The organism is Paenibacillus sp. P4_A7, assembly GCF_056402455.1.
This window is the reverse complement of sequence record NZ_JBFUHJ010000410.1, coordinates 1-5114: the sequence shown is the minus strand read 5'-3', so window position 1 is coordinate 5114 and position 5114 is coordinate 1. Positions and strand designations below refer to the sequence as shown.

4 protein-coding genes and 2 pseudogenes are annotated in these 5114 nt (G+C 43.6%); 4 read left to right on the top strand and 2 right to left on the bottom strand.

Annotation, left to right across the window (positions count from 1 at the left end; all coding sequences use genetic code 11):
* The 4 genes and pseudogenes from AC1DWN_RS27610 to AC1DWN_RS27595 all read left to right on the top strand — a co-directional run.
* Positions 1 to 868: pseudogene (locus tag AC1DWN_RS27610) on the top strand (acyl-CoA cholesterol acyltransferase); the annotation flags it as partial.
* Positions 834 to 1862, top strand: coding sequence for a TadE/TadG family type IV pilus assembly protein (locus AC1DWN_RS27605; RefSeq protein WP_477562090.1), 1029 nt, complete (start codon positions 834 to 836; stop codon positions 1860 to 1862). The pseudogene AC1DWN_RS27610 and the gene AC1DWN_RS27605, both read left to right, overlap by 35 nt.
* A gap of 38 nt (positions 1863 to 1900) precedes the next feature.
* Complete coding sequence (locus AC1DWN_RS27600; protein WP_477562089.1) at positions 1901 to 2413, top strand: A24 family peptidase; 513 nt, start codon at positions 1901 to 1903, stop codon at positions 2411 to 2413.
* 20 nt (positions 2414 to 2433) lie between these two features.
* Entirely contained in the window at positions 2434 to 3972 is a 1539-nt protein-coding gene (locus AC1DWN_RS27595; RefSeq protein ID WP_477562088.1) for a DUF6382 domain-containing protein, read from the top strand.
* A gap of 2 nt (positions 3973 to 3974) precedes the next feature.
* Here AC1DWN_RS27595 and AC1DWN_RS27590 read toward each other — a convergent pair whose 3' ends face one another.
* Both AC1DWN_RS27590 and AC1DWN_RS27585 read right to left on the bottom strand, forming a co-directional pair.
* On the bottom strand, positions 3975 to 4877 hold the full coding sequence (locus AC1DWN_RS27590) for a TIGR01777 family oxidoreductase (RefSeq protein WP_477562087.1): 903 nt from the start codon (positions 4875 to 4877) through the stop codon (positions 3975 to 3977).
* 26 nt (positions 4878 to 4903) lie between these two features.
* Positions 4904 to 5114 (bottom strand): annotated as a pseudogene (locus tag AC1DWN_RS27585) (hypothetical protein); the annotation flags it as partial.

Sequence of the window (5114 nt, the reverse complement as noted above, 5' to 3'; positions counted from 1 at the left end):
GCTTAATGGAATGACAAATGTTAAACAAACCGATGAGCAAGAGAAGCTTTTTAATCAGGTAAGGGCGCACTATAAAAACAATCTTCTTTTCAATCAACAAACTGATGCTGCTGAGGAAACGATTAAGAAAGAGGAGCCAAATGATGCATATGCAGCATCAGAGAATTCAACTGCTCTTATGGGAAACATGTTTACTGGTTTAGCAGACATGCTTGAGCGAACTAGAGATTCACTTTATTTCGGAGAGTATGCCATTCAAAGGTATACATCATTTGCTCCCCAAAAGCTTCGTTCTTTGGTGGAAACCGGAGACACGAAGGAGTTTTCTAATGCTATTTCCTTCCATAATCAAGAAGCCGAGTATGTTATTTATGGTTTTCACAATTCTGTAGCCAATTTAGCGGCAGCGTATGGTGAACTTTTTGCAGCTCGATTAGCTATTCGTACGATGGAAGGACTTGTAGAGAGCAGATCGTTAGGTCATCCGTTGCTTATTCTATCTGCTGCTCTTATTTACGGATTGGGAAAAACGATGGAAGATTTGATTGCTTTTACAGAGCGAGGCACTGCTCCCTTATCCAAATATGTGAAGGTTGAGCTATCCTATATCGATTATTTGCGATTATTTCAATTGATGCATGGAGCTAATGAAGCCTCAAGACTAGCCCGAATGATTGCCGTTATTGAGCAAAATAGCGGGAACGTATTGTCTGCTGTTCCAAGCGCTGTGACTGGTGAGGCTCGTTTTTCTATKGAGCTGTGGTTCGTTCCAGGTTTGATGCGAACATTAGGACACTTTGGACTTTTGCAAGGAAAGGTTGTCGGCAACCGTTATGAGACGACGCAAACGATTGGCTGGTCGTACTGAAAGCGGCAGACATAAGAATGAACAGGGCTCCATCGTAGTAGAAGCTGCATTAGTTATGCCTCTAATAATAATTGTACTACTAGTATTTGTTGTGCTTATCCGCTTATGTGCGGTACAGATGGCGCTTCATTCGGCTGCAGCACAAACCGTAAAGCAAATGGCGACACACATTCATCCGGTTAATTTGGCCATACAGCAAGCTGCTGCTAGCAATCCACCTCTTCCATTATCTATAGATTCAACAACTACAGTTCCACTACCTAATGACATAGATCCGCAGCCTACAAAAAGTCCTCTGTCTTCATGGAGCGAAGTGGCAGCACAAGCAGCGGATTGGCTGCCTGATCCGACGGGAACGCTCATAGCATCAGCACTGCGCGGAGACTTTCGTCCACTTGAGAATATGGCGGCAACTGAAATAGGACGAGCCGTTGTCGAGCCATTGATAAGAGAGTTTGCTGATGAAGCGATCATAGACCCTGCTCGGATAAGTCTGCAGCTGTTAACATTGCCCGATTTAAAGAAGAAAGAGCAGCCGTATTTGGTGATAGAGGTTGAATATGAGTTTCCGCTTAAGCTTCCCTTTTATGGCAAGCCGATTATTTTGAAGGAACAAGCTGCTGAAAGGGTCTGGATTAGTGATGCGGCCCCAGCAAGGTACGGTTCTGACAGCGAGGCGGAGGCATCTGTTCCGCTGCAAATCATAACGATAGAGCCATCACCGATTCGGCCTGGAAGAAAAGCGACTGTTATTGTGAAAACAGCGCCAGGAGCTGTTATTTCTATGGATGTTTTATACAAAAGCGGCTCTAGCAAAGCAAAGCATTTGGGAGAAGCAACAGCTGATAAAGATGGCTTTGTGCAATGGACATGGCATGTTTCTGGAAATACGACGCCGGGCATATGGCAGTTGACGGCTTCCGAAGCCGGAGATAAGGAAAATTCGGTTTCGAAGCATTTTCTTGTAGAGAAGAAGAGTAGTAGTAATGAATAACGATGTCGAAAAGCAGTTTAAGTAGGAAGGAGTGAGTTATGGACATCGTTCAAATAGCAGCTATTGCGCTATTATTAATCGTTGCTTTTTTTACAGATATCAGATCGCAAATCATACCTAATCGTTTAACACTTAGTTTCTTTATCGGGGCTTTAATCTACCAATTAGCTGCGAATGGCAGCTCTGGATTAATTGCGCTAGMAGCGGGTACTGCCGCTGGCTTTGCGCCGCTGCTGCTGCTTTATTTTGCTAAAGGAATTGGAGCGGGTGATGTAAAGTTATTCGGGGCAATTGGTGCTTGGGTAGGTGTAGGGACGGTGCTCCAATTGATGCTGTACTCTATTTTATATGCAGGTCTGATAGGGCTGTTTCTAGTTATCGTCCACGGCTCCTTGCGAAAGAAAGTTGCTGCTGGAGTTATTGCAATTATTATTCCTGCAATAGGCTGGAAGGGGAAACAGTGGCTGCAATGGGCTGAGTCGGGCAAAAAGTTCCCATTTATGCTGGCGGTTCTACCTGCTGCCGTAACCGTTTGGTACATGATAATCTAACGTACTACACAAGGGAAGAGTTGATTATAATAGAAAACTATCGAATTGATTTTGTTATGAATCGCGGACATGAAATGACGATTGATCGGGTGGCGGGCATCTATCGTAACGAATTGGACGAAATAGAGCTGAACATGCTGCAAACTCAACGTATTCCGTATTTGCTGCCCATAGATTGGTTCGAGTTAAATGGAAAAATAACCTTTCGCTATTCTTTAACAGATGTGAAAATGCTTGTACACCGTTTACAGCAGCAGCCTCTGACGATGGAGGAATATTATGGCCTCTTATTAGGGGTGGTGGATGCATTAAATGAATGCAATAACTATATGCTTAGGCCGGAAGGCTGCTTGCTCAGTGATCAATTTATATTTATTGGAGAACAGCTGCATGATATTAGACTCGTCTATGTCCCAATGAAAGATAATGATGCTGTACAGATGGTGGGAGCTGGAGATTTAATGTCACTAATTGTGCGGTCTACTTCATATGTACAGCAAATTAATGGAGAAGGTTTAAAACGAATATTACAGCATGTTAACGGGAAAAAGTGGCCGTTAGCAGAGCTGCGGGAAACACTGCTGGATCTTATAAGTGGGAGCGGCACTCTGACGACAGTTTATCAAGTACCGTATATTCAGAAGGAAGCCCGACCAGAGACAAAACATCAGCAACTGCGTCCCACTCATCAAGAGTTGCAGTCAGAACAACAAGCACATCAGGAACCGCCATTATTTCCAACTAAGGCTGAGTGGCAAAGTTCTACTAACTCAAACGTGAAAAGTTCCGATGATATTCCTTATGCAGAGGAGCAGGAACAAGATGTTCAGTCAGTGAAGCGAAAATGGATAATATCTGCTGTATCAATAATAGCGATTGCTTGTAATTGGAAATTTATATATATGGAGGAGCTTACTCGTCAAAGCTTGTTCATTAGCTTAGGAGTGACGTTCTTGCTCCTTGCAGGTTTTATGCTTATATGGAGAAAAAATGGATCATCTTCGGTAGATTCGCAATTTGATAAAGAGCCAATTGTACCGAATTCACTGCCTTTTCGAAAGCTGGAATATTGGAATGAGATGAACAATAAAAGTGAGTTTCCTACGCATAAAGAATCGTCGCTCCTATTGGGATTGGAAGAACCGGAAATGGATAAACGTATATTTAAACCAATAGAGCAAAAAAATGTACTGCCTGCTGAAGCAACAGTATTTCTGTCTCATCAGCAATCACAAGAACGAACAAGTCAGTCTTCTACTTGGTTAAATCGAAGCTGGGAAGGAGAAGAAATGAGGATTGAATTAACTGCCGCAAGCTTCAAAATAGGAAGAGCCGGCGAGCAAGTGAGCTATGCAGACAGTGCCAATGGCGTGTCTCGTACACATTTGGAAATTGAACTTATAGATGGTGAGCATAGAGCGAAGGATTATGGTTCTAGGAATGGCAGCCTGCTAAATGGTCAAGCTATGATACCTTATAAGGCATATCCGCTAGCAAAAGGTGACATTATACATTTAGCAGGCATGAACGGGCCATCCTATGAGCTGAAGTCAGAGTGACTCTAAGCTTTGCGGCCGACTAGTTGCTGCATCGCGCTTTCAACAGTCGGATACTGGAATGCAAAGCCGTGATCGAGTGCTTTTTGAGGCATTGCTCTTTGTCCGTCAAGTAATAAAGTAGACATTTCTCCGAATAATGTTCGCATAAGGAATGCGGGAACGGGAAACCAATGAGGTCTTCCCATAGCCTTTCCAAGTGCGCGACCAAAAGTGTCGTTCGTAACGGGATCAGGTGCAGAAGCATTAACGGGACCATTAATCTGTTTATTGTCTAGACAAAATAGGATGAGATCAACCATATCCTTAAGATGAATCCAAGAAAGCCACTGCTTGCCACTGCCGATTTTGCCTCCGCCAAACAAACGATAAGGCATAGCCATTAGAGGGAATGCACCATCTTTTTCATTCAATACTACACCTACTCGGAGCTTGATAAGTCGGTCAACGGGTATAGTATCAGCTGCGAGCTCCCATTTCTCCACGACTTCCGACAAAAAGTCAGTAACTGTGGAAGGACTTGTCTCATTAAATATTCCGTCTGCAGACATTCCATATGCGGAAATACCTGATGCGTTAATGACCAGCGCAGGTTTTTGACTTAATGAGGAAAGAAGAGCGGATATGCGGGCTGCTGCGGTGATTCTAGAATCCATAATCCGCTGCTTAGCGGCTGCAGTCCACCGCTGATTAATTGATTCACCGGTTAAATTAATAATGGCATCCATTCCCTCAAGTAAAGACGGAGCGGCATCTAGCTCGCTCCAAGTTATTTGATGGAGTTTGCCGGTCAGTGGATCCTTAGCTTTCTTCCTTGAAATAATCCATATCTCGTCATTTCTCTGAAGTAAAGCCTTAGTTAGCGCACTTCCGATAAACCCCGTACCGCCCGCTATCGCAACCCGCATCCTTGCTCTCGCTCCTTCAAACTAAATTATTTGATTAGTTCGATTTTTTCCAGCCAATTTTGCTTTACATCGCTGCCTGCTTCAATTTCTTTCTCCGTGTACTTAAAAGTAACCTTAGAATCGGACGGTAATTCACTTACGACAGCTAGTAGCTCATCCGTTACTTGGAGGGGCATTGCGCCGTCTTTTGTTTCAATTTCGATCGAATGTGAGTCGCTTAATCCAACAAAAGTACCC

What these genes read in the sequence shown, in the direction of transcription:
- AC1DWN_RS27605 (WP_477562090.1), top strand. Translation starts at nt 834, where the DNA reads ATGAGACGACGCAAACGATTGGCTGGTCGTACTGAAAGCGGCAGACAT.
- AC1DWN_RS27590 (WP_477562087.1), bottom strand. Translation starts at nt 4,877, where the DNA reads ATGCGGGTTGCGATAGCGGGCGGTACGGGGTTTATCGGAAGTGCGCTA.